Below are 21,935 nucleotides of genomic sequence, written 5' to 3'. Positions count from 1 at the left end.
CCGTCATGAGTCAGGAATTATATACCAACTTGGCCATCTTTGTGATGAGTCTGTTAGTTGGATTTGAAGTTATGAGTAAGATTCCGTCAACGTTACAAACGCCCATGATGTCTGGGGCAAACGCCATTCACGGGGTTGTTGTCGTCGGTGCATTTGTGATCGCTGCGGAAGCAAACAGTTGGATCTTTTATATTTTAGCCTTTCTAGGTGCTTTCTTCGCCGCGGTTAACGTGGCTGGTGGTTATACCGTTACAGATCGGATGCTGGGCATGTTTAATCGTCCTAAGAAATCTGCTTCAAAGGAGGATGAGAATAAATGAGTGCGTTAACGACTGTTGCTTCTTTAGTTTATTTGATTTCCGCCGTTTGTTATGTGATTGGTGTGCATTTAATGCGGTCACCGAAAACTGCTCGCCGTGGTAATGGCTTATCTGCAGTTGGGATGTTCTTAGCCGTGATTATGATTGTGATTACTATCATTGCTGAAGGCAAGATTACTGGTACCGGTTGGGTTGTACTGATTCTTGGTCTAGCACTTGGTGTTTGGTACGGGGTTGCCCGTGCACGCAAGGTACCAATGACGGATGTGCCTCAATTGGTTAGTTTGTTCAACGCCGTTGGTGGTGGTGCTGCCGCTGTAATTGGGATCTTCGACTACGCGGTCAAAGCGGGTGGCACACACTTGAGCGTTGCCTTTTCATTACCAGTTTTACTAGATGTTATTATTGGTGGAATTACATTCTCTGGTTCGCTGATTGCGACCGGGAAATTATCTGGTCATGTACCAGGTAAGCCAATTACGTTCCCGGGCGCTCGTCTGGTTAACGTGTTAGTTGTTATTGCTATTTTAGTGGCTGCCTGGTTAATGATTGGTTTGCCAACAAACGTTTGGTTCATGGTGCTCGGTTTAATTGCCAGTTTAGTCTTTGGTCTGTTAATGACCTTGCCAATTGGTGGGGCTGATATGCCGGTTGTTGTGTCACTGTTAAATGCTTTTACTGGGTTGGCAGTTGCGTTCGCTGGGTTTGTTATCGATAACCAAGTATTGATCATTGCTGGGGCATTGGTTGGTGCTGCAGGGACGATCTTGACCTTACAGATGGCTGATGCGATGAATCGTTCAGTTGCCAACATTCTTGCCGGTGGCTTCGGTACGGGTGATAGCAACAGCAGTTCTGCTGCCGATGAAACACCCGTTAATGTTAAAGAAACGTCAGCTGACGATATTGGCTTGCAACTCGCTTATGCTAACAATGTTATGATTGTTCCTGGTTACGGATTGGCTGCTGCTCAAGCGCAACATGAAGTCGCTGAGTTGGCCAAACTGCTGATGGACAATGGCATCAATGTTAATTACGCCATTCACCCAGTTGCTGGGCGGATGCCAGGACATATGAATGTGCTGTTAGCGGATGTTAACGTGCCTTATGACCAGATGAAACAGATGGAAGAAGCAAATTCCATGTTTGAAAACACTGATGTTTCACTTGTTATTGGGGCGAACGATGTTACCAACCCATTGGCTCGCGAAAGTGGTAACGCCATTTCTGGGATGCCGATTCTGGATGTTGATAAGTCGAAGTCCGTGGTTGTTATCAAACGGTCAATGAGCACAGGGTATGCTGGTGTTCAAAACCCACTGTTCTCGATGGATAACACGCAGATGTTCTTCTCCGACGCAAAGAAGGGGCTTGCTGACATCATTGCATCGACTAAAGAGTACATTAATCAGTAAGATGAGTAATTGTTCGTGATGAATAGAAAGACCATTTCGATGGATAAACTTCCATGAGATGGTCCTTTTTATTGCCTTCGATAGAATTTGGCGTAGTTCAATATAACGGGTTAACACTTGTGGTTGAATTCATTAAAAGTTCTTTCAGTTACCAAAATAACTTAAGAGTGTTATGTTGGTGGCGAAGGAAGGCGTTTACATGAGTGAAACAGAGGACTCAACGACTGAACAGTTTAAGGTCAACGAGCACGTGGTATGCAAACGATTCACAGGTTTGCCAAGAAATTTTAAAGGCACAATTGTGAAAGTTTACGATCATGCGGTGCTGTTGAAACTAAACGTAAAGGACTTCACAGCCCGTTACCAATCCACATTAGATGACCTTAACGACAAGGTTGTCATTGCGAAAAAATTAGTCGTACCAACACCAGTTGTATAAGTTTTTGGTGATAAAAGATGTTTATGCTTGCTCTATGGTCTAATTAGGGTTAAAGTATAGTCATTGTATTGATAGTTCGGTAGTAAGTGTACTAGTTCTTTTGAATGACAACCTTTCTCGCCCGGCTTTAGATGCAAAAATTAATTTGCGCAATGCGCATGGAGGTTTCATTCATATGGAACAAGGTACTGTTAAATGGTTTAACGCTGACAAGGGTTACGGCTTTATTACTCGCGAAAACGGTGACGATGTATTCGTTCACTTCTCAGCTATCCAAGGCGACGGCTTCAAGACTTTGGACGAAGGTCAACACGTTTCCTTCGATGTTGAAGACAGCGACCGTGGCCCACAAGCTACAAACGTTAACAAAGACTAATTTTAATAATTAGATTTTAAAGAGCATTCACATTTGTGAATGCTTTTTTTTGTGACCGAGTTTAGAAACTACGATTCCATTTGCTCCTCTTGCTTGAGATCGAATAGCTCATTTTAAAAATAATTCTGCAGTAATACAGGTGTAACGAATGTTTCGATGATAGCTGAGACAACATACAACAAAGGAATAATACTGCACATATCAATTAATAATGTCGACCACTGAATCGCTGGTGGCCATTCAGTCGGATGATAGAGTTGGCGGATTGACTGCTGAATGTATTTAGTAATCTGAGACGCAATACAAAATGTTAATATTTGCGCGGTGATTTCAAATATCCCATGAGGCAGAATACCCAAAAATAAAGTCGCAATTGGGTTGGAACCAATTAGAACTATACCAACAGTTAACGCATTAATGATGGCAAATAGCCAGTAGCAGGGCAGGGGTAAGAAAGCAACGCCAACATAAAACCATGCAAGACCATAATTGCGTTCAAAAAGACTGAGAACATTTTGCCAATTAGTAGATTGTAAAATTAATCCGAACGCTGTTCGGACAAAAAAGATCAGCTTCCTTTAAAATGGTGTTTACAACAAACCCATCTTTTAGGAGCTGATCTTTTGTCTAGTATAACCTATTCCGAACGAATTAAAATCGAAACCTTTTGTGAACTAGGGCTGTCCAATATCCAAATGGGCGTTCGGCTGAACCGATCACCGTCAACAATTTCTTATGAATTATCTCGATGTCAACCTTATCAGGCTGAATTAGCACAAACAGATGCCGAATACAAGCGATCACGATGTGGTCGGAAAACTAAGCTGAGCGATGAGTTAAAGCAAACAATTCTCAACCATTTACATCTAAGCTGGTCACCAGGAATGATTGCTCACGAATTTAAACTAGCGACTAAATCTATTTATAATTGGCTAAATCAGGGGAGAATTGGTTTCTCCTTGAATGATCTACCTGAACATGGCGTACGCCAACGGCGTAACGTTGACCAACGATCCAAATATAATCAATCTTTGGGGCGATCGATTGAACAGCGTCCCATGATGATTAATCAACGTAATCGCATCGGTGATTTTGAACTAGATACCGTCGTTGGCCCTCGTGGGCATAGTAAGGCAGTTTTATTAACTTTAATCGATCGCAAATCACGGTTCCTTTGGGCATATCGGTTAAAGGACCGAACGACAGCGAGTGTTAATGAAGCACTGACTAAGTTCCTAACAACTTTTAATGGACCGGTGCACAGTTTTACTGTGGACCGTGGTACTGAGTTTAGTGGGCTAGTATCATTTGAATCACAATATGGTATTAAGACCTATTACTGTCATGCTTATACGCCAGCTGAACGTGGTAGTAATGAACGCTTTAATCGGAATTTACGTTATTTTTATCCTAAGGGGACTCGTTTTGAGCACATTAGTGCTCAAGATTTAACGACGACGTTACTCCAAATTAACCAGAGACCGCTTAAAATACTTGACTGGAAAACACCGTATCAGGTTATGCTGACCAATTTGTCCAAAAATTCGGATTAAATTTGCAATCTACCAAAAACATTTGGTGGTTGGCAAACTTTCCAATCAGTATCAGACGCAATTATTGGCATCACTGAATTTTTATCGTCAAATTGAGGGATTGCCAACTGTTCACTACGAATTTAATACTAATCAACAAGCCCAAACTGCAGCAGCTGACATGGCTGCCGCTAATAACTTTCAACATGGTTTAAAGGGAATTGAACGACCGGGAGTTGTTAGTTGTCAAGGGCAGTTTAAAAATGTAGGTTTTCGGCAGAAAGAAATGTAGGTTTTCGGCAGTTACTTGAGGCCACGTAATCGGTAAGATTTACCAGTGATCTTCACTACGTGAACATGATGAACCAAGCGATCGAGAATGGCTGCTGTCACAGTTGGGTTCTGGAAAATATCAACCCAAGCGGATAGATCACTATTGCTGGTAATGATCGTTGAATGCTTTTCATAGCGGGCATTGACTAGCTGAAATAAGAGGTTAGCTTCTTGGTGACCAATTGGCAAATACCCAATTTCATCAATAATTAATAGGTCATAGCGCGAATAGCGGCTTAGAGATCGATCAAGCAGTCCTTTTTCGTAAGCTGCTCTCAATCTAATCAACAGCTCATGACAATTAATAAAGAGAACCCGACAGCCCTGTTTACAGGCCTCAATCCCAATACTAATTGCCAAGTGGGTTTTACCGACTCCCGGATTGCCAATAAAGATTAAGTTTTCAGACTTTTCCATAAAAGCCAGATTCTGGAATTCCAGAACCTCTTGGCGATTCATACTGGGTTGAAAGCTAAAATCAAATGTATCTAGGGATTTTGTATTGGGGAACCGAGCACGGCCAATGGCCCGTGCAATCTGACCTTCGTGTCGATTCTGGAGTTCCGAATTAGTTAAATCAATTAGCGCCTCAGTTAATGACAGATTATCAGTGTGAATTTGATCAAGGTAATTCGGCAAGTATTCACGGATTTTGTTTAACCCTAAGCGCTCAAGATTATTTAAAAGAATTTGATTATTAGTGGTCATGGTAGCCTCCTATAAGTTGTCGTAATCAGTCATATGTTCACGAATGTAAGCTGAAATGTCTTCATCTGTCCGCCCTTTAAGCAAATCAGATTTGAGGATATTGAACTGATCTTGGGGGTCATAATTCAGCGAATTGGTAGTTATGGAGTGCGTACGAATTTCTTCTCCGTTATAATAAATGTGAATGCGCTGCTCATCATTGGAGATTTCAACAGCAACCGTACAACCAATGTATCGCGGATCTACTGAGTACTTACATTTGCGGAAATTGATCATGGCCTCCTTCGAAACGACACGGGTAATGTTTTCTTCGAAGTATGGTTCAAGGAGATTAACTGGAACGCGATGAAGGTACTCTTTTTCTTCGTCTAACCATTTCAGGTACGGGACTTCGTCCGTGGCCTGCGAAGTTTCATGATTTAGATCATCTCGGAGCATATGAACTAGTTCGATTAGCTCAGTTCCATCAGCAAATTCAGTATTGTATGGCCGTAAACGTTCAACCGTGCGAGCAAGGGCTTCAACTGCACCTTTAGTTTGTGGTCTGAATGGTCGACAAGCAATTGGTGTGAAACCGGCATCTTTACAGAATTCGTGGAACCGTTCGTTAAAGACAGCGTGGCCAAACTGGGATTTTGTATGATCCACAACGGTTTTCATATTATCAAACCAGATTTCCGTCGGAATACCTCCGGTATGAAGGAAAGCGTCGTGTAAGCAAGAAAAGAGGGTATCTTGGCTCCGATCAAAGGTTAGTGTCATATATTTGAGTTTTGAATAAGGCAATACATACAAGAAAATATTGAATTTAAACAGCTCACCCTCGCTGCTCACTAGGGCCATTTCTTCTTTCCAGTCAACTTGAGCAGAGAGACCAGGGGAATGTTCAATCCGAATGGTAGCTTTCTTAACTCGTTCTCGGCGGGTTTGGCGACAATAATCTTTCACGAGGGTATAGCTGCCGGTAAAGCCCTTCTTCTGGATAAATTTAAAAATTGAAGCAGCCGAACAATTTAGTTCAAGCTTTGAATCGATGGTTTGCTTGAATGGATCCAGTAAACTTGGCCGTTTCGGTCGACCACTTGGTCGGCCCTTAAGTCCAGCTTTGACTTCCTCATAGGCTTTCTTAACGGTTCGATAATCAACATTATATTGCCGGGCAATCTCGGCGAAGTTAGGCTTAATATTTTCAGTCACGTAAATCGTCACTCCTTCTCTTAAATCACGTCTCACATCAAATTCCTCCTACACTCTGATGTGATTCATGATACAAAAAATGTAGGAAAACCAACAGTTCTAACCTGCCGTTTTCCTACATTTTACGGGTGCCTTTTACAGTTAGTCAGCAACAGTGGCACGAAGGTCAGCAAATCACCCTTAATAGCAATATTGGTGAAATGAACGTGCCGGAGCGTCTTGATGCAACTATGGGCAATTACATACGTGACAATTTCAATGTGGAGGGCAACAACACTGGTCATCGTGCGTGGCTGTTGTCTCCGATTATCCATAGCGTTGGCATAGGCGTCGCGCATCGTCCTAACGCGACGTTTGCCTACAGTGATATTTATTTTACGGATCAGGCACAACGAGCCGTCACGCCTAATCGCGCTGTCGTAATCAACTATCCGACCGCTGGTGTTTTTCCGAGAGAGCTTTTAACAAGTGACGTTAAAAATCGTCCCGTTTATTGGTCAAGTGCTTTCACCATGGAACAAGGGACAACAGGCAGGGTTCAAGTACGGGTCACTGACTTAACTGCCAAACGGACGGTTAACGCATCTCACGTCAATCTTGATCGTACGAATCATTTTGGCCAGTTTGCATCAATCATTACTTACCGGCCATCTTTAAAGATTGTAAATGGTCACAAGTATCGTGTTCGTTTGACGGGGCTAACTCAGTATCCTAAGGGTTATCAGTATCAATTTAAGCCATTTTCACTTGCCCATGGTGCTTCACATTAAACGTAAAAAAAGGTATCAACCTCTGACTTCCAATTAAATGGGATGACGGAGGCTGGTACCTTTTTTGATAATGCGTTCAGTAAGCTATTAAAAACTACTGAGCAAGTCCTGCATTTTATTAACAATTCCGTTAACGCCACTATCTTTTAGTGTACTGCTAGCATCAGAAGGGCTGGAACTATTTTCTAGATCACCGACTGTGGTCGACAGCTTATTTAGTTGAGAGGACATGGCACCACGAACGACAGAGTTCGAATTTCCTTGTTGCACTTGTTGCTGGAGATCTGAAACTTGTTGCTGAAGAGAGGAAATCGTGGACTCATATTGTGCTCGATCGTTACTATCTTTGTAGTCATTAACCGCTTGTTGAGTATTTTTAACGACGGTAGTCATTTCTTTGACTTGCGATTTTAAACTACCAACCTTGTTAGATAAGCTGCTGTTTTGAGAGGTTAAGGATGCTTGTTGCGATGAGGCAGCGGCAGATGATTCAGCAGCCTTAGAAGATGCCTCGGCGCTGCTAGCTGCCGCTGCAGAGGAACTGGCAGCCAGACTGGAAGAAGAAGCCTCTGCTGCCTGATTTGCGGCATTTTGGTGAGCGGAAACACCCCAAATGATGAGCACCAGTACTAAAAGTGCAGCGACGCCTCCAATGATCAACCGTTTTGGACGACGACGTTTACTTTTGGGCTGGGTAGCACCTGAAGCAACTTGACTCGCGGCAGCAGACTCTGGTGCGGATTCAACAACAATTGGGGAATGGCCGTCAAGATCGGCCTCCGTATTGACAATGGTCAAAGTGAAGGCAGCACGGCCGACATTTCCCCGGTCGTCCATCACAGCAACGGGTACCTGATGCTGACCTGCGACTGAAAAATCAATATTTTCAAGATTGGCGTTTAAATGGGCGGTTAGGTCTGTGCCTCGACTGTCCATTGCTGTTGCGCCCACAGCTTGCAATAACCGTGCATTCGTGGGCCGATTAATCGCGTCCGTTTTAACAATCCGCAATTGTGGATGAAGAAAGCTAATGCGCGGATCCGAATTATTTTGCATATGAAACTCCTTTTTAAATGGATCGTTTTTATCGAATTAAATGTACTGTTAATGTATCATAGCGTTTTTATTATGAGGTTTAAGTTTAGCCAATCTTGACCAGACTTTAAGCATCTTAACTTTTTTTACAGAATTGTTGAGGGTTGAAAATCTGCGTCAGAGTTGGATAATTTCAACTGTAAAGAAAAACCTCTTGACACCCTAGGTGAGTTTAGATAAACTAGTACACGTTAAGAAATTGAGGGAGGAAATCTCATGTCTGTAAAAATTCGTTTAAAACGTATGGGTTCTAAGAAGCGCCCATTCTACCGTATCGTTGTTGCTGACTCACGTTCACCACGTGACGGCCGTTTCATCGAACAAATTGGTACTTTCAACACTTTGGTTAACCCAGCAGAAGTTAAATTAGATGCTGAATTAGCAATGAAGTGGTTAAACAATGGTGCGCAACCTTCTGACACTGTTAAAAACATCTTCTCACGTGAAGGTATCATGAAGCAGTACCACGAAGCTAAGTTCACTAAGAAGTAAATTCGAGGCGACAATTCATGAGTACGAATCAAAATAATCGTTTATCAGTCGATGCAGTTGCTTCACTAATCCAAACGCTGGTTCAACCACTTGTTTCACATCCTGATGCAGTTTCTGTACAGGCGGAACAAGGGGACCGTTTTATGAATTATTCATTAACGGTTGCGCCCGATGATATTGGTGAAGTTATTGGCCGTCATGGTCAGGTTGCGCAAGCAATTCGCACATTGGTGTACAGCATTCGGACGGTTGACCAACAAAAGGTTCGTTTGATTATTGTTGACGAGAATAAATAAGGGACCTGAGAATGATTATTTCTCGGTCCTTTTTTTATAATATTTATTAGTTAGCTGTGAGAACATCACTTATATTTAGCTATAGAGTGTTTGCTGTCGCACGTTAAATGTTAAGGAGATTGGAATGGCATTTTACACCATTGGTAAAATTGTAAATACACAAGGTCTGAAGGGAGAACTTCGGGTTATCTCCAGTACTGATTTTCCAAAGTCACGTTTTAAGGTTGGCAGTCAGGTTTACGTCACGGCACAAACGCCGGGTGCGCATCAAGAAAAATTAACCATCGCCTCCTCAAGACCCCACAAAAGTTTTATCCTCATTACTTTTACAGGAATGAACGATATTAATTTGGTTGAAAAATATAAGGGCGCTGATCTGTATGTTACGGAAGATCAGCAGCAAAAATTGCCTGAAGGTCAATATTATTACCGCGAAATTATTGGGCTTCATGTTATTGACGAACATCAACAAGATCTTGGCACGATTTCTGAAATTATGGCGCCTGGTGCAAATGATGTCTGGGTGGTTAAGCGACAAGGTAAGTCTGACTTGTTATTACCCGTGATTGATCAAGTTGTTAAAGATGTCGACATCGCTAATGGTGTCGTTCATATCGAAATGATGGCGGGGTTGGACAGCGATGAGAATTGATATTTTAAGTCTCTTTCCAGACATGTTTAGTGGGCCATTAACTGAGTCCATCGTTGGTAAGGCTGTTGATAAAGGAATTCTAGATATCAACGTGACTGATTTTCGTCAGTTTACGACGGATAAACATCATCATGTTGATGATACGCCTTATGGTGGTGGCGCTGGTATGTTATTAATGCCGCAGCCGATTTTTGATGCCATGGATCATGTTGAACAAGAAGCGGGTGATCGAGGGCGCGTGATTTTACTCGACCCGGCTGGCGTTCCTTTTACCGAGCACGTTGCGGAAGACTTTTCTAAGGAGTCACATTTAACATTTATTTGTGGTCATTATGAAGGCTATGACGAACGAATTCGTCATTTAGTCACCGATGAAGTGTCCCTAGGTGATTACGTACTAACCGGTGGGGAGCTTGGCGCTATGGTTATGATTGATGCAACAGTTCGGTTGATTCCTGACGTGTTGGGAAATACGGATTCAGCGCCCGGAGATTCGTTTAGTAACGGTTTGTTGGAGTATCCGCAGTACACACGTCCCGCAGATTTTAGAGGCATGAAGGTGCCTGAGGTGCTGACAAACGGTAATCATCAACTGATTGATCAGTGGCGTGAAGCAGAGTCCTTGCGAAGGACCTATCAACGGCGACCAGACCTGCTTGATAATGCCGAATTGACGGTTGCGCAACGTCGTTTATTAGCCGATGTCATTGACGAAGAAACGCGGGGCTAAGTGCGTTTGATAAGTTTGCGGCATTACCTGGTCCGCAGAATTCATTAATTCTGTAAAGGAAAATGCCTTTACAAATGCGCTTGTTCTATGGTAATCTAATTTGTGGCTTTGAGCCCAATACTACCAATATTCCGCTGGCGGGATGCCCGTTTATGAATTTTGAGTGAAAGGAAGTTCTCACATTATGAGACAGAACCAATTAATTGAAAAGATCACCGCAGGGCAACTTCGCGATGACATGCCAGATTTCCGTGCCGGCGATACTGTTCGTGTATTCGCACGAATTGTTGAAGGTACTCGCGAACGTATCCAGTTATTCGAAGGTGTTGTTGTTAAGCGCCGCGGTGCTGGTATTTCCGCAACGTACACTGTTCGTAAGATCAGTAACGGGATTGGTGTGGAACGGACATTCCCAGTTAACTCACCACGAGTTGACCACGTTGAAGTAACTCGCCATGGCCGTGTTCGTCGTAGTAAGCTTTACTACTTACGTGCATTGCATGGTAAGGCAGCCCGGATCAAGGAAGCACGTCGTTAAGATTTGCGATTTGAGCCAAACGTCATTTGTCTTCGGACAGGTGGCGTTTTTTGCTGGCTTAATTATTGATTTTCAAAAATACTAAAAAACCACCAGCATTACCGTTAGCGCGTCGAAAAGGACAATACCAATGGCAATGATGGTGGTTTTTATTTATTGACTAAAATTGTTTAGTCGGTGGTGTGATGTTCCCGGTTTGCATAAAAAGCCCAGGCAATACAGCCAAAAATCAGTGGACCGGCAACAGTCGCAATGGCAGTTACCCAGTCCTTTTCCAAAAATGGTTGCAGAATGGAGAAACCAATTCCGATGCTTAACGTTACCATCACAACAGTAACAACGAATATCATCCAGCGATGTGAATGGTAAGCGACAAACGGTCGTGGACGGTCTTCTCTCTTGAAATAGGGAAAGGCACCTACCAAGAAGAGGTAAGGCAAGGTTGTTGACACATTACTCATTGACGTCAGCACATTATAGAAGAATTTAGCATCTTTGTGGGTGAGCACAGACACTAATGAAATTCCTGCGATAAAAATGACAACTGCGGTAGCTTGCATCCACATCGCGAATTCTGGCATATCATGCTTGTTCAAACGGGTCATTTTCTTAGGCCAAAGTTCTTTGGGTGAACCTAAAATAAAGGATTTTAGAGGTGAGTATATGAGGACGAAGAAAGAGCCTAAATAAGCTAAGAACATACTAATTCCGGCAAAACGTGAAAATACCTCGCCCAAAATATGAGCACTAGAAGCTGATAGACCGATTGAGAGGCCAAGAATATCCCCTAGGTTCTCCATTAAGACATAAGTAATGTTACCCAAATTAACGTTCCCGTGGGCAATCACCATACTCCAGTTGGTTGAAATTCCCCATAAAAAGATGGTAAGCGAGTAGCTAATCCCAATGACAATGGTGCCAATCAAGATGCCCCGAGGAAATGTTTTTTCAGGTTTGTCCAGTGAGTCAGTAACCCCACCAATGGATTCCAAACCACCGTAAGCAAAGATGGCATAAATGACAAAGCTAATCATCGCAATGGGCGATTGGAATTGTGGATTTGGTGAAGTGGCAAAGTCGGATAAATGGTTAACTGGTTGGGCTAGTGCAAAATGATTAGCGATTAAAATGATGAGGCTAGCAAGTACTAAAATCACGTTAAGCGCCATAATGGCAATGCCACCAACCGATGAAACCTTAGCGATGAAGGACATTCCACGTGAAGCTGCCCAGGTAATGGCAATGATCCACAGACAGGCAAGTAGGCCAACTGTTAACGTTGAGTTCAAGCCTAGAAAATGCCAATTATTCGTGGTGTCGTGACCGCTAATGATGGTTGAAAGAGTGATCCAAACTTTTTGTGAAATCATGACTTGCCAGATGATCCATGCAGATAGCCAGATGAAGGTTGCAATGAAGGACCATTTTTCACTAATTGACGCGTCCAGCCATGAATAAATGCCACCCTTTGATTCCTTCAACGAGGAACCGTATTCGGCAAACATTAAACCACTGGGCAGAAAGAATAACAGCGCGCCCAGTAAATACCAGAAGATTGCGCCGTAGCCCATTTGTTCAAAGGCTGCCGGAGTGTTCCCAAAACCAAAAATAGTGGTGAAAATCATTAAGACTAATGCCCCAAGTGACAGGGTCTTTTTCTTTTCCATTTGTATTTACTTCCTCAATATCATTGCCAGTGAAAAACCGCCCGTACTGGTGTGAATGTAATATTTTATAGATTTTCGTCTGTGTTAAAGTTTAGAGGCGAAAAATCAGTGCTGTTGGTGATAAGGTCGCTGATTAGGCTTGTATACGTGTCTAAAGCTTGTTTGGCACATTCGGCGTTGCTATCAGTCAGATATTGAATCAATGCGTCACTGCTTAATTTGAGGGCCTTAGCATCGCTTTCGCGGAGGTGCACCCCGAGATCTGCTTGTAGTTTAAGCTGAGCTTGACGATAAGGCGTTTCAAAGTGACGGTAATGAGCGTCAAGCAGCACGCTAGCCAGCTTAAACGTCCAGTAAGCACTGTTGGCGGCGTACTTGCCCTGTCCACGTTGGTACGCTAATGGCGTGCTGTTAATGGCTGTGTAAAAAGGAACATAATTACTTTGAGCCGCAACGCCCATTGCCAACCACTGAACACCGGCCATGGCTGAAGGAACACTCGGCCGAAGCTGGAGGACATGGGATTCTTGTGTTTTGGCTAAGCTAATTGGACGAAAGGCGTGTTTGTGCGTTGCTTCGCGGCCAACTGGATCATATTCGGTGCCTTCGTAATGATTACTGAGAAAAGCTTCTGCGTCATTAACCGAAAGACGTTTGCTAGCGTAACGAATAAAAGGCAATTCTTCATCGGTTGGTGACTGATCAATTTCTGGATTAAACATTTTTTGACCGATCCAAACGCGGGGGGTGTTGTACATTTCGTCACTCACACCTGTTGTGCCAAAAATATGGCGGAAGTTAAAGCCGTTAGCATCAGGATTGAGATGATGTTGCTGGACAAAGTCTTCAATCCCATCAGCAAACATAAAGTTATCATGATCGGTAAAATCGATTTGTTGAATGGCCAACTGATTGGCAACGACTGCATAGCCATCATCCGGAATTCGTTGAGCCACCCACTGATGGCCGGCACCGGTTTCTAAATACCAGGCTTCATGTAAATCTGCAAACAGAATACCGTTTGTCTCTGCCGTGCCATAAGTTTCGACTAACTTGCCCAGTCGTTGAACGCCTTCTCTAGCCGAGGTAACGTAAGGAAGCACCACAGTAACCATTGCCTCTTCCTGAATGCCGTCAGCAACTAAGGGGTCAGCTGCCAGAACGAGAGCGTTAGAATAAGCACTTTCCGTCGCAGACATGGCCACATTTGCCTCATTAATACCATCTTCCTCAAAAAGACCATACTTTGTCGTCCATTCAGGAGTCGCGGTATAACGCATTGCCGTCTTCGGCAGTGGCATCGTAAAGCCATTATCCTTTGACTTAAACTGTTGCGTCTCACTAAATGTTTGAGCGGGGTGAACGACAAAGTGCTTTGGCCAGGAAGCTTTGCTGTCCTCATTACGGCCGATCATCACGGAACCGTCCGTTGAAGCGGAACGACCAATTAAAATACTTGTACATGCCGATGGTCTTCTGGTGTCATCTATTTGCATCAAGGATGCCTCTCTTTCAATCAATCTGAAACATTATGAATAAAATTACAAAAACACAATGAATAAATTGTAGCAGAAAAGAGAAAACAGGTGCGAAAAGGTGACCGATTTTAAGCGGTTTCATCGCATTTTCTCATCAAACGTTTGTAAGAATGACATTTTTGTGAAGATAGCTGCCAAATTAGCTTCAACTTGTGGTCATAAACGTCACGATTGTGGTTTAATTATGGTCATTGAGAGCAAAAAGAAAGGATTCCCCAAAATGACACGATGGAATGATGAAAACCCGTTTATCAAGATTGTAATTTTATTATTTTCGGCCGTATGCTGTGCCGTTGCGCTGAATGTTTTTTTGATTCCTAGTAATATTTTTGCTGGCGGACTCAATGGGATTGCACAGTTATTGCACTGGGGACTTAAATTTACTGGTGCAGATATTTCAACTGGTTGGTTTATCCTAGCTTTTAACCTCCCAATCGGCATCATGGGATGGCGCAAAATTGGGCCGCGTTTTACGGCTTGGAGCTTTGCTAATGCCATTGTGACATCTGTGCTGGCAATTGTAATCCCTGAGGTGAGCGTCTCTCATAATGCATTGCTAAATGCATTGTTTGGTGGCATTTTGACTGGTATTGGCATTGGTTTCCCATTTCGGTTTGGATTTTCAACCGGCGGCATGGATATCATTGCCATGGTTTTGCAAAAAACGACTGGCCGATCAATAGGGACCCTGACGATGATGCTCAATTCGGGGATCATTGCTGTTGCCGGTTTCTTCATCGGTTGGGAAAATGCGCCATTTACGATTATTACTATCTACGCAACCTCACGAATGGTCGATACAATTCATACACGTCATCAGAAGATGACTGCTCTTATTGTGACGAACCGGCCGGATGAATTAATCGCAGCGTTGCGAGAACATCTTTTCCGCGGTGTCACAGTTTTACCCTCGCGTGGCGCCTTTTCGAATCGTGACAATTCGACATTAATGATCGTCATTTCACGTTATGAATTGTACGATTTGCAAACGACCGTTAAGGAAACAGATCCAGACAGTTTTATGAACCTGGTTGCAACGGTTGATATTGCAGGTAACTTTTTTGATGAAGATAAGCAGGCAGAATTAAGGCAATCGTCAAAACAGGGGTAACAGATGCCTAAAAGTTTGCTAAACTTATCTTTGTTTGGTGGAACGTGTTCAAAAATTCGAATCTTGTCAATGAATGGAGTTGCGACATGAACGACGAGCAGTACATGATGGCGATTGACCAGGGAACGACTAGTAGTCGGGCCATGATTTTCAATCATCAAGGACAGATTGTAGGAAAAGCTCAGAAAGAGTTTCCACAATACTTTCCGCAACCGGGATGGGTGGAACACGATCCCGAGGAAATCTGGAGTAGTGTTCAATCAGTGATGGCAGATGCCTTGATTCAGGCACACCTTGCCCCATACAAAATCCGGGGAATTGGGATTACCAATCAGCGTGAAACAACCATTATTTGGGATCGCAAAACGGGGAAGCCCGTTTATCACGCCATCGTTTGGCAGTCGAAACAGACGACCAGCATTACAGAACAATGGCAAAAAGCCGGGTTGACTGAGACAATTCGTCAAAGGACCGGGCTTGTGGTAGATGCTTATTTTTCTGCTTCTAAAATCAAGTGGTTACTGGATAATGTGCCAGGTTGTCGTGAACGCGCAGAAGCTGGTGACCTACTGTTTGGCACCATTGATACATGGCTGTTGTGGAAGCTGACTGGTGGTAAGGTTCATGCGACAGACTATACAAACGCCAGTCGAACAATGCTGTTCAACATTCATGATTTGAAGTGGGATGTCGATTTGTTAAAGGCTTTTGATATTCCAGCTGAGTTATTGCCTGAAGTGCGAAGCTCGTCGGAAATATACGGCTATACGGCAAATTACACCATGTCAGGTGTGTCGGTGCCAATTTGTGGTATTGCAGGCGATCAGCAGGCGGCACTCTTTGGTCAAACGGCTTTTGACAAGGGCAACGTCAAAAATACTTATGGCACTGGCGCTTTTATTGTTATGAACATTGGTCAACAACCTACGCTATCGACTAAGGGGTTACTGACGACAATTGCCTATGGTTTAAATGGTGAAGTAACTTATGCCCTTGAGGGGTCAATATTTGTTGCTGGTTCAGCGGTTCAGTGGTTGCGAGACGGAATGAAGCTGGTTCAAGACGCTGGGGATTCTGAAGCAATGGCCATGGCGGCGGATCCAGATGATCATATTTACGTGGTACCGGCGTTTACAGGATTAGGTGCGCCATATTGGGATCAAGAACTGCGTGGCGCCGTGTTTGGACTCACACGTGGTACAACCCGTGAACAGTTTGTGCGAGCAACATTGCAGGCAATTGCGTACCAAACTCGCGACGTGGTCGATACAATGGCTGGTGACACCGGTTTGAAAATTGACACATTGCATGTTGATGGTGGTGCATCCAAGAATGACTATTTGATGCAATTTCAAGCTGACATTCTAAATACAACCATCAAACGTGCCAAGATTAATGAAACGACAGCGCTCGGAGCAGCTTTCCTAGCTGGGCTAGCGATTGGCTTTTGGGAAGATCAGGATGAGTTGCGTCGTTTGTATATGACCGGCGACCAGTTTGAACCACAAATGCCGGAAGATAAACGTAACCAACTTTATCATGGCTGGCAGGTCGCCATTAAAGCCGCCCAAGCGTTTGAACAATAATCGCTTTCGCATGAAAAAGAAAGCTAACAACAGTAAATTATTAAAACGTATTAAAACACGCCAGGAATGACGTGAAAAACTTTACCGTGTGAAGCGTCCATGCTTGATTGACACTACCAAAAACGGGCACAATGGAATACGGATTTTATTTAGTTCAATCAAGTTAATGATGGCGGTTAAAAATATACATTAGGTTAGAGGATTGATTCATGAAAACTCAAAATTACACAAAGGGTATTCTGTGGGCAGCCTTTGCTTCCACAATGTGGGGGATTTCAGGCACGATCTTACAGTTTATTTCTCAAACGCAGAATATCCCAGCAACCTGGTTTTTATCGGTGCGGACGCTTGGGGCCGGCGTTATTTTGCTATTAATTAGTTGGTTTCGCGAAGGTCGTCACATTTTTGACCTCTTTAAATCGTGGCGCCTGATAGGCTGGCTGTTCGCTTATGCACTGATTGGACTAATGGCAAACTTATTCACCTTTTACATGAGTATTAAAACTGGTAATGCAGCTTCGGCCACTATCTTACAGTACTTAAGTCCTCTGTTTATTGTGCTAGGGGCCTTAGTCTTCAAACATGAACGGCCGTTAAGAACTGACTTAATTGCGTTTGGGATTGCATTGGTAGGTGTTTTCTTAGCAATCACAAAGGGCAATATCCATTCTCTGGCGGTACCGATGAACTCAATTATTTGGGGTGTATTAGCGGGCGTCACGGCGGCATGCTATGTGGTGTTACCAAGGGAAATCGTTGCCAAACATTCACCATTTGTAGTCCTTGGCTGGGGGATGTTTATCAGCGGTGTGCTATTTAATTTATGGCATCCATTTTGGAGTCACACGCCGGTCATTACTGGTAAGCTGGTATTATCTATTAGTGCTGTTATTCTCGTTGGCACCATCTTCGCATTCTCATCATTGCTGTACAGTTTAAACTTTGCGCCCTCAGCAGTAATTAGCATTGTTGATGCGCTGCAGCCAGTTGTTACTTTTATCCTGAGCATCATTTTCTTTCATCTGCAGATCAGTGTGATGGAAGTGATTGGTTCCATCCTGGTGGTCGTAGCCGTATACCTGTTACAAAGAATGGGTAGCAGTGCAACGTGATTGCTACTGCATGTCTTATTCTGACAGGATAGTGCATTATACATTCGTTTTAAATGTATAATGCAACTACTGACTTTCTTATTTAAAAAATCAAAAAAGATGCTTCCTTTTGTGGAAACATCTTTTTTATATTGTGATTTAATTGCTAGTATTGAATGGAATTTACATTTTTTTAATAACGCGGTAACGTTTGCCATCCTTAGGATCATCTGTTTGATCAACTTTATCAAACAGGACGTATGGTTTACCATCCGTCTCTGAGACAATAAACAGGGCGTGCGGGTGTTTATGTTTGTAAATCTGAGCGCTCTGATATACCGCGTTATAATCATGAGCATTGGCAATCGCATCACCAGGATTGAAAAGAACATGTTCTTCAGTCATCAGCAAGACCTCCTTTGAGGTAAAAAATGATTACCATCATCATGCTCGCAGGCGCCGCAAAAAGCAATTATTCAGCTTTCGCGAGGGCGACTGGTAGATTGAGATAATCGAGTAGGTAGTGAGCCAAACCGTCATGATCGTTGTCTAACGGTGTCACATCCTGAGCGATAGCTTTAAGATCGTCGATGCCGTTAGCCATAGCAACACCCCAACCGGCATAATTAATCATGGCGTGATCATTGCCTTCATCGCCAAATGCAATAATGTCATTTCGGTCAATATGATAGGTTTGAGCTAAAAACTCAAGACCTGTGGCTTTCTCAACCCCTTTGTGGGCGACTTCTAATACGGGCCAACGACCACCCCAAACATTCATATCAATGTGATCGCCATACCTGGCAGTAATATTGTGAATCAGTTGGTCACGGTGTTGTTCACTGAAGTAAAGAGTGAGCGCAGTTGGATCAGTCGTTAAGTTTCGCGCGTTGAGAATTTGTTGTGGTTGCAGAATGGTTGGGAAAAAGTCAATTGTGCCATCACTCGCATGATTGGCCCATACATTTGTTTTGTTTTCTGCAGCAATCGTCTCAATTCCAAGCGATGATTGATGTGCTAGAAGATCTAATGCAATGTCCCGATCAATGGTGTATTGGTACTCATGTTGCCATTGATGGTGCGGTAAATGGCCAAGTGAGCCATTAAAGTTGATCATTGCACTATGCAAGCCGAGTTCATCGTAGTATTGACGTGAGATACGATAAGGCCGGCCAGTGACGATACTAACGATGTGGCCACTAGCAACAGCTGTTTGTAAAACCTGCTTTGTAAACGGTGAAATAGCAGATTGGTTATTTAAGGTTGTACCATCCAGATCGATGGCAATAAGCTTGCGATTCACGAAATCATCTCCCTTAGACGATTTTTTCGTCCAAAAATATCTTCGTTCTAATTTACCTTATTCATTTGGGTTCTGCAAGTTTGCTAAGAAACTCATCTGTAACCCTGTGATTCATGGCGATAACGTGACGTACTAAAGATTTCGGTGTAAACTGATGCGAGTGTTTTAAAACGGTTATGGAGGGAACAAAATGGAGTTACCGGCGGGTTTTGCCGAGAAATATTCAACATTAATGGATGAAAGCGAGGCAAAGGACTTTTTAGCCAGCTTCGATCAGCCGATCCACCAAGGGTTTCGTGTTAATCCGCTAAAGGCTAGCGCGGTTCCAGAAAACGTTTCACTAAACCATCCTACAGGGATTCCTACAGGCTATTACGGGCATGTTAGTGGTCATACGCCTGCACATACGACGGGAGTGGTGTATAACCAAGAACCTTCTGCCACTTATGTTGGGGCAGTGGTGGATGCCCAACCGGGAGAACGGATTCTTGACCTGTGTGCAGCACCAGGTGGCAAATCAACTCAAATTGCTGCCGGATTACAACAGCAAGGGTTATTAATTACAAATGAAATTTTTGCTAAACGTGCAGCCGTGTTAGCGGAAAACATGGAGCGCTTTGGTGTTGCCAATGCAGTTGTTATGAACGAAACACCTGCTCATCTTTCAAAACAGTTAGCCAACTTTTTTGATAAGGTCGTGGTGGATGCACCGTGTTCTGGAGAAGGCATGTTTCGTAAAGATCCAGACGCAGTTCAGTACTGGACGCCTGACTATCCGTTTGAGTGTGCCACGCGTCAGCGAGAAATTTTGACTGAAGCTGTCAAGATGGTACGACCAGGAGGCCAACTCATCTATTCGACGTGCACGTTCGCACCAGAGGAAGATGAGCAAATGATGGCGTGGGTATTGACGTCATTCCCGGATTTTGAACTGGTTTCATTGCCGAAACTGCCTGGTTTGGAAGCGGCTCGGCCACAATGGGCCAATAATGATCCTGAACTTAGTAAGGCAGGTCGGCTGTTTCCACACCACATGGATGGCGAAGGTCACTTTATTGCTAAATTGATGCGTCGTTCGAGTAAGACAAACATCACCCATAAACCAGCGAGATTGCCAAAACCTGACGCAAACGAGGTTAAGCTATGGCAGGCATTTGAGCAACAACACTTTACTCAGCCAATTACGGCTGGGCAATCATTGACTGTATTTGGTGCTCAATTGTATGCTGTTCCTGCGTTAACGCCAGATCTCGGTAAACTGAAGGTATTGCGGCCTGGCCTTCATCTGGGCACGTTAAAGAAAAACCGGTTTGAGCCAGCGTTTGCGTTAGCACTTGCCACGCATCCGGATCAGTATCGGCCAACAGTGGCATTGACCCAAGCTCAATGGGCACAGTTTGTTCACGGTGACACCGTGACATTAGAAGACCCAACTGAAAATGGATGGACACTAGCGACCATCAACGGCAACGGTATTGGTTTCGGCAAGGTGGTCGGTCAGACACTTAAGAACGGTTACCCTAAAGGATTACGTTTTCTAGTGAAAACTGATTAATTAACAGGTTTAGTGTTAAATCAATTCAACAGCTAATAAAAAATGTTCAGTCTCAAACGGACTGAACATTTTTTATACGACTCATCTTTGCTATTGTTGTTTTAAGTTTCGCTGCTGACAATAATTCATTAGGGCGGGGGATAGAACTGTTTTTACAGTTCGTAAATCGGCCGTTGTGCGTGATCCCGTTAACGCGTACAGTGAGCGTAAATCACTTTGCCAATTTTTAATGTACGTATGCAGGGTCTCTTCATCATGGGTCATGAGAATACGCAAAAAGTGGCCAGCTACACCAACTGCGTTTGCCCCTAAGATTAACGCTTTTAAGACATCCAATGGGGTTCTCACGCCGCCTGAGGCAGCAATTTGCATATCGGATACTGCTTTTGCTTCCAGAAGAGATTGAACGGTCGTTTGTCCCCAGTTAGATAAATAGCCCAGTTCTTGATGATGGCGGCGCTCATTTTCAATCCGAGCAAAGTTAGTACCGCCACGGCCACTGACATTAATGTATTGAACACCCATCTGCTTTAAAGTGTTAATGGTTTCCTGGCTCATGCCGAAACCAACTTCTTTAACAATAACAGGGACGGACAAGCCGTTAATAATTTCGGTAATGTGGTCGCGCCAGCGCAAATCCCGATCACCTTCAGGCATAATTAGTTCTTGCGCACTGTTGATGTGTAATTCCAATGCATCGGCAGCAACCATGTCGACTAATCGCTGTGCATCGTCAAGTGAGTGACCAGCACCAATATTTGCGAAAATTTGGCCGTGCGGATTTATCTTTCGAACAATGGTGAAGGTTGACACAGCTGCAGGTTCCTTTAAAGCAATGCTTTGCGAGCCAACTGCCATTGCCACGCCGGTTGCTGCCGCAATTTCAGCGAGTTGGGCATTGATGTGACCGGTTCTCTCAGAGCCGCCAGTCATTGCCTCGATGTAAAATGGTGTCGACAAGGCCAATCCAGCAAAGCGAGTTGACAGATCAACGTTATCAACTTCAATTTCTGGCAAGCTTTGATGAATGATTTGAATATCGTCAAAACCGGCGTCGCTTTTTTCTTGGTATTGTTTTAAAGCAATAGCGAGATGTTCATCCTTACGATGTGCGTGGGCGGATTCAGTTAACTTGCTCATGGCTGGCCTCCTAAATTTTATTTTCAGCAAATTCTGTTATTTTAATCAGTT

Annotated in this window: 25 protein-coding genes; 16 read left to right on the top strand and 9 right to left on the bottom strand. The window is 43.6% G+C overall.

From position 1 onward, the window contains the following. Positions 1-5: 5 nt before the first annotated feature. From ABUE36_RS08040 to ABUE36_RS08025, 4 genes are all read left to right on the top strand, one after another. Entirely contained in the window at positions 6-320 is a 315-nt protein-coding gene (locus ABUE36_RS08040) for an NAD(P) transhydrogenase subunit alpha (RefSeq protein WP_017261798.1), read from the top strand. Then, positions 317-1,735 carry an NAD(P)(+) transhydrogenase (Re/Si-specific) subunit beta gene (locus ABUE36_RS08035; protein ID WP_421016543.1) on the top strand — a complete coding sequence of 473 codons (1,419 nt, stop codon included), beginning with the start codon at positions 317-319 and terminating at the stop codon, positions 1,733-1,735. Before ABUE36_RS08040 ends, ABUE36_RS08035 begins: the two co-directional genes overlap by 4 nt. A 199-nt stretch (positions 1,736-1,934) precedes the next feature. Further along, complete coding sequence (locus tag ABUE36_RS08030) at positions 1,935-2,174, top strand: hypothetical protein (protein ID WP_017261800.1); 240 nt, start codon at positions 1,935-1,937, stop codon at positions 2,172-2,174. 175 nt (positions 2,175-2,349) lie between these two features. Then, complete coding sequence (locus tag ABUE36_RS08025; protein ID WP_017261801.1) at positions 2,350-2,550, top strand: cold-shock protein; 201 nt, start codon at positions 2,350-2,352, stop codon at positions 2,548-2,550. Between the two features lie 113 nt (positions 2,551-2,663). Here the strand turns inward: ABUE36_RS08025 and ABUE36_RS08020 are convergent, their stop codons facing one another. Continuing rightward, positions 2,664-3,089: a stage II sporulation protein M gene (locus ABUE36_RS08020; RefSeq protein WP_421017479.1), complete on the bottom strand. Its 426-nt coding sequence runs from the start codon at positions 3,087-3,089 to the stop codon at positions 2,664-2,666. Positions 3,090-3,173: 84 nt separating this feature from the next. Between ABUE36_RS08020 and ABUE36_RS08015 the strand changes: the two genes are divergently transcribed. Next, positions 3,174-4,103: an IS30-like element ISLpl1 family transposase gene (locus ABUE36_RS08015; protein WP_096109805.1), complete on the top strand. Its 930-nt coding sequence runs from the start codon at positions 3,174-3,176 to the stop codon at positions 4,101-4,103. Positions 4,104-4,167: 64 nt separating this feature from the next. Continuing rightward, positions 4,168-4,374: a hypothetical protein gene (locus ABUE36_RS08010; protein ID WP_421016542.1), complete on the top strand. Its 207-nt coding sequence runs from the start codon at positions 4,168-4,170 to the stop codon at positions 4,372-4,374. An 11-nt stretch (positions 4,375-4,385) separates the two neighbouring features. Here the strand turns inward: ABUE36_RS08010 and istB are convergent, their stop codons facing one another. Both istB and istA read right to left on the bottom strand, forming a co-directional pair. Beyond that, the gene (istB, locus tag ABUE36_RS08005; RefSeq protein WP_014386885.1) at positions 4,386-5,123 is read right to left on the bottom strand and encodes an IS21-like element helper ATPase IstB; all 738 of its coding nucleotides are present in this window, start codon (positions 5,121-5,123) and stop codon (positions 4,386-4,388) included. Positions 5,124-5,132: 9 nt separating this feature from the next. Then, a complete protein-coding gene (istA, locus tag ABUE36_RS08000; protein ID WP_003555353.1) occupies positions 5,133-6,356 on the bottom strand; it encodes an IS21 family transposase in 1,224 nt (407 codons plus the stop codon). A gap of 194 nt (positions 6,357-6,550) precedes the next feature. Between istA and ABUE36_RS07995 the strand changes: the two genes are divergently transcribed. Next, a complete protein-coding gene (locus tag ABUE36_RS07995; RefSeq protein ID WP_421016541.1) occupies positions 6,551-7,090 on the top strand; it encodes a hypothetical protein in 540 nt (179 codons plus the stop codon). 87 nt (positions 7,091-7,177) lie between these two features. On the opposite strand, the gene ABUE36_RS07990 is transcribed toward ABUE36_RS07995, so the two are convergent. Beyond that, positions 7,178-8,146 (bottom strand): hypothetical protein, encoded by a 969-nt coding sequence (locus ABUE36_RS07990; RefSeq protein WP_421016540.1) that lies wholly within the window; start codon positions 8,144-8,146, stop codon positions 7,178-7,180. A gap of 255 nt (positions 8,147-8,401) precedes the next feature. Here ABUE36_RS07990 and rpsP point away from each other — a divergent pair, with 255 nt between their 5' ends. From rpsP to rplS, 5 genes are all read left to right on the top strand, one after another. Continuing rightward, on the top strand, positions 8,402-8,677 hold the full coding sequence (gene rpsP / locus ABUE36_RS07985) for a 30S ribosomal protein S16 (RefSeq protein ID WP_017261805.1): 276 nt from the start codon (positions 8,402-8,404) through the stop codon (positions 8,675-8,677). 17 nt (positions 8,678-8,694) lie between these two features. After that, positions 8,695-8,973: a KH domain-containing protein gene (locus ABUE36_RS07980; RefSeq protein ID WP_161001355.1), complete on the top strand. Its 279-nt coding sequence runs from the start codon at positions 8,695-8,697 to the stop codon at positions 8,971-8,973. A gap of 124 nt (positions 8,974-9,097) precedes the next feature. Beyond that, the gene (gene rimM / locus ABUE36_RS07975; protein WP_161001354.1) at positions 9,098-9,625 is read left to right on the top strand and encodes a ribosome maturation factor RimM; all 528 of its coding nucleotides are present in this window, start codon (positions 9,098-9,100) and stop codon (positions 9,623-9,625) included. After that, a complete protein-coding gene (gene trmD, locus ABUE36_RS07970; RefSeq protein ID WP_421016539.1) occupies positions 9,615-10,355 on the top strand; it encodes a tRNA (guanosine(37)-N1)-methyltransferase TrmD in 741 nt (246 codons plus the stop codon). Before rimM ends, trmD begins: the two co-directional genes overlap by 11 nt. Before the next feature lie 184 nt (positions 10,356-10,539). Further along, entirely contained in the window at positions 10,540-10,893 is a 354-nt protein-coding gene (gene rplS, locus ABUE36_RS07965) for a 50S ribosomal protein L19 (protein ID WP_017261809.1), read from the top strand. A 170-nt stretch (positions 10,894-11,063) separates the two neighbouring features. Here rplS and yjeM read toward each other — a convergent pair whose 3' ends face one another. Together yjeM and ABUE36_RS07955 are read right to left on the bottom strand one after the other, a co-directional pair. Next, the gene (gene yjeM, locus ABUE36_RS07960) at positions 11,064-12,560 is read right to left on the bottom strand and encodes a glutamate/gamma-aminobutyrate family transporter YjeM (RefSeq protein ID WP_421016538.1); all 1,497 of its coding nucleotides are present in this window, start codon (positions 12,558-12,560) and stop codon (positions 11,064-11,066) included. Positions 12,561-12,625: 65 nt separating this feature from the next. Then, the gene (locus ABUE36_RS07955) at positions 12,626-14,056 is read right to left on the bottom strand and encodes a C69 family dipeptidase (RefSeq protein WP_421016537.1); all 1,431 of its coding nucleotides are present in this window, start codon (positions 14,054-14,056) and stop codon (positions 12,626-12,628) included. A gap of 262 nt (positions 14,057-14,318) precedes the next feature. On the opposite strand from ABUE36_RS07955, the gene ABUE36_RS07950 reads away from it, so the two are divergent. From ABUE36_RS07950 to ABUE36_RS07940, 3 genes are all read left to right on the top strand, one after another. Beyond that, positions 14,319-15,209 (top strand): YitT family protein, encoded by an 891-nt coding sequence (locus tag ABUE36_RS07950; RefSeq protein ID WP_421016536.1) that lies wholly within the window; start codon positions 14,319-14,321, stop codon positions 15,207-15,209. A gap of 86 nt (positions 15,210-15,295) precedes the next feature. Then, positions 15,296-16,795 (top strand): glycerol kinase GlpK, encoded by a 1,500-nt coding sequence (glpK, locus tag ABUE36_RS07945; protein ID WP_421016535.1) that lies wholly within the window; start codon positions 15,296-15,298, stop codon positions 16,793-16,795. A 209-nt stretch (positions 16,796-17,004) separates the two neighbouring features. Beyond that, complete coding sequence (locus ABUE36_RS07940) at positions 17,005-17,907, top strand: DMT family transporter (protein ID WP_161001348.1); 903 nt, start codon at positions 17,005-17,007, stop codon at positions 17,905-17,907. A 162-nt stretch (positions 17,908-18,069) separates the two neighbouring features. On the opposite strand, the gene ABUE36_RS07935 is transcribed toward ABUE36_RS07940, so the two are convergent. Both ABUE36_RS07935 and ABUE36_RS07930 read right to left on the bottom strand, forming a co-directional pair. After that, complete coding sequence (locus ABUE36_RS07935) at positions 18,070-18,291, bottom strand: hypothetical protein (protein ID WP_017261815.1); 222 nt, start codon at positions 18,289-18,291, stop codon at positions 18,070-18,072. 67 nt (positions 18,292-18,358) lie between these two features. Further along, positions 18,359-19,189: a Cof-type HAD-IIB family hydrolase gene (locus ABUE36_RS07930; protein ID WP_421016534.1), complete on the bottom strand. Its 831-nt coding sequence runs from the start codon at positions 19,187-19,189 to the stop codon at positions 18,359-18,361. A 190-nt stretch (positions 19,190-19,379) separates the two neighbouring features. Between ABUE36_RS07930 and ABUE36_RS07925 the strand changes: the two genes are divergently transcribed. Next, complete coding sequence (locus tag ABUE36_RS07925) at positions 19,380-20,744, top strand: RsmF rRNA methyltransferase first C-terminal domain-containing protein (protein ID WP_421016533.1); 1,365 nt, start codon at positions 19,380-19,382, stop codon at positions 20,742-20,744. Positions 20,745-20,834: 90 nt separating this feature from the next. Here ABUE36_RS07925 and fni read toward each other — a convergent pair whose 3' ends face one another. After that, the gene (gene fni / locus ABUE36_RS07920; protein ID WP_421016532.1) at positions 20,835-21,884 is read right to left on the bottom strand and encodes a type 2 isopentenyl-diphosphate Delta-isomerase; all 1,050 of its coding nucleotides are present in this window, start codon (positions 21,882-21,884) and stop codon (positions 20,835-20,837) included. Between the last annotated feature and the right edge of the window lie 51 nt (positions 21,885-21,935).

Origin of the sequence: Furfurilactobacillus cerevisiae (assembly GCF_048961765.1) — a bacterium.
Taxonomy (GTDB): domain Bacteria; phylum Bacillota; class Bacilli; order Lactobacillales; family Lactobacillaceae; genus Furfurilactobacillus; species Furfurilactobacillus milii_A.
Note: the sequence above shows the minus strand (reverse complement) of the source record. Positions and strands in the feature narration are given on the sequence as shown.

Excerpts from the sequence above, each read along its gene's own strand:
- ABUE36_RS08040 (WP_017261798.1), top strand. The coding sequence starts at position 6 with ATGAGTCAGGAATTATATACCAACTTGGCCATCTTTGTGATGAGTCTG.
- ABUE36_RS08035 (WP_421016543.1), top strand. The coding sequence starts at position 317 with ATGAGTGCGTTAACGACTGTTGCTTCTTTAGTTTATTTGATTTCCGCC.
- ABUE36_RS08030 (WP_017261800.1), top strand. The coding sequence starts at position 1,935 with ATGAGTGAAACAGAGGACTCAACGACTGAACAGTTTAAGGTCAACGAG.
- ABUE36_RS08025 (WP_017261801.1), top strand. The coding sequence starts at position 2,350 with ATGGAACAAGGTACTGTTAAATGGTTTAACGCTGACAAGGGTTACGGC.
- istB (WP_014386885.1), bottom strand. The coding sequence starts at position 5,123 with ATGACCACTAATAATCAAATTCTTTTAAATAATCTTGAGCGCTTAGGG.
- ABUE36_RS07995 (WP_421016541.1), top strand. The coding sequence starts at position 6,551 with ATGGGCAATTACATACGTGACAATTTCAATGTGGAGGGCAACAACACT.
- ABUE36_RS07990 (WP_421016540.1), bottom strand. The coding sequence starts at position 8,146 with ATGCAAAATAATTCGGATCCGCGCATTAGCTTTCTTCATCCACAATTG.
- rpsP (WP_017261805.1), top strand. The coding sequence starts at position 8,402 with ATGTCTGTAAAAATTCGTTTAAAACGTATGGGTTCTAAGAAGCGCCCA.
- ABUE36_RS07980 (WP_161001355.1), top strand. The coding sequence starts at position 8,695 with ATGAGTACGAATCAAAATAATCGTTTATCAGTCGATGCAGTTGCTTCA.
- rimM (WP_161001354.1), top strand. The coding sequence starts at position 9,098 with ATGGCATTTTACACCATTGGTAAAATTGTAAATACACAAGGTCTGAAG.
- trmD (WP_421016539.1), top strand. The coding sequence starts at position 9,615 with ATGAGAATTGATATTTTAAGTCTCTTTCCAGACATGTTTAGTGGGCCA.
- rplS (WP_017261809.1), top strand. The coding sequence starts at position 10,540 with ATGAGACAGAACCAATTAATTGAAAAGATCACCGCAGGGCAACTTCGC.
- yjeM (WP_421016538.1), bottom strand. The coding sequence starts at position 12,560 with ATGGAAAAGAAAAAGACCCTGTCACTTGGGGCATTAGTCTTAATGATT.
- ABUE36_RS07955 (WP_421016537.1), bottom strand. The coding sequence starts at position 14,056 with ATGCAAATAGATGACACCAGAAGACCATCGGCATGTACAAGTATTTTA.
- ABUE36_RS07950 (WP_421016536.1), top strand. The coding sequence starts at position 14,319 with ATGACACGATGGAATGATGAAAACCCGTTTATCAAGATTGTAATTTTA.
- glpK (WP_421016535.1), top strand. The coding sequence starts at position 15,296 with ATGAACGACGAGCAGTACATGATGGCGATTGACCAGGGAACGACTAGT.
- ABUE36_RS07940 (WP_161001348.1), top strand. The coding sequence starts at position 17,005 with ATGAAAACTCAAAATTACACAAAGGGTATTCTGTGGGCAGCCTTTGCT.
- ABUE36_RS07935 (WP_017261815.1), bottom strand. The coding sequence starts at position 18,291 with ATGACTGAAGAACATGTTCTTTTCAATCCTGGTGATGCGATTGCCAAT.
- ABUE36_RS07925 (WP_421016533.1), top strand. The coding sequence starts at position 19,380 with ATGGAGTTACCGGCGGGTTTTGCCGAGAAATATTCAACATTAATGGAT.
- fni (WP_421016532.1), bottom strand. The coding sequence starts at position 21,884 with ATGAGCAAGTTAACTGAATCCGCCCACGCACATCGTAAGGATGAACAT.